Annotated in this window: 1 protein-coding gene and 1 pseudogene; both read left to right on the top strand. The window is 44.3% G+C overall.

Annotation, left to right across the window (positions count from 1 at the left end; translation table 11 throughout):
• Positions 1-413, top strand: a pseudogene (locus R8N28_RS26340) (hypothetical protein); the annotation flags it as partial.
• An 87-nt stretch (positions 414-500) separates the two neighbouring features.
• Positions 501-1,124: flavodoxin family protein (locus R8N28_RS26345; RefSeq protein WP_318183799.1), on the top strand; the 624-nt coding region annotated here is incomplete at its 3' end.

The raw sequence follows: 1,124 nt of genomic DNA on the forward strand, positions 1-1,124 counted from the left end.
ACTATAAAACGCCTCGCGGACAGACTGAAGGCGGAACCACGCGCATGTTGTTTTCTCATGCTCAGAAAACCCTAAGTTGGGATGCTTTTGCCTTCACTGAAACTTTATTAACTCAACCAGTGATGACCGTGATTGGTCAAAAAGTGGGAGCGTTTGGCGCTTATCGCGATGGTCAGGAGGTTTATGGTCGAGCTGTAGCATCAAAGGATCGCCAGCTAGTTGATCTAGAGAACTGGTCTCACTATGAGTTGTATGACCATCCACAAGCAGTTGGAATGGCAATGGAGAAAGTCTCGCCCTTCCAACTAGTTGATCTAGAAAACTGGTCTCACTATGAGTTGTATGACCATCCTCAAGCAGTTGGCATGGCAATGGAGAAAGTCGCGCCCTTCTTGGATAAGCATTTGAAGTAATCTGAAATCAAGAGTGCCACCAAACCGGTCGCACTCTTACTTCTCTGTTATTCCTATTTCCCAGTTAATAGCCATAGGTCAGTGACTATGTTTCGATGGACGCTCATCGTTCTATTTATATTGTTCGTATTTTTGATGGTGGTTGCTCTCGTCGTTACTCAAATCGAAAACTCACAATACCGCAAGCACAAACAAAAGCAGCAACATCTGCAGCGCTCGTTAACCGATGAGTCTAAAACCGCAATCGTCGTTTTCTCTCGCTCAGGAAATACCGCCACTCTGTCCGAACATATTGCCAACAAAACAAATGGGCATGTTTATGAAATTTTTGCCAAAAGCTACGCGCTCGGCATTCCAGGATGGATAAGTGCGTTGAAAGATGCCAGAAGTAATGTTGCAGAGATCGTCCCACAGCATATCGACCTCTCCTCTTACGATACGGTTTATCTCGGCTCTCCTATTTGGTTATACAGTCCAGCCCCACCTATTTGGCAATTTGTGAAAGACAACGATTTAACCAACAAACGGGTCATACTGTTTAACTCGTTCAATAGTAAATTTGAACAACTCTTTATTGACGAATTTGCTGCATTAGTTCGAGCCAAAGGCGCAACAAGCTTTGAGCATCAATATGTAAAACGAGGAAGAATGGGAGACCAGTTATCTACAGACGAAATGTTAGCCGCGTTTGACCATCTCACCCCCAATCAA

The organism is Vibrio sp. Vb1554 (assembly GCF_033344235.1).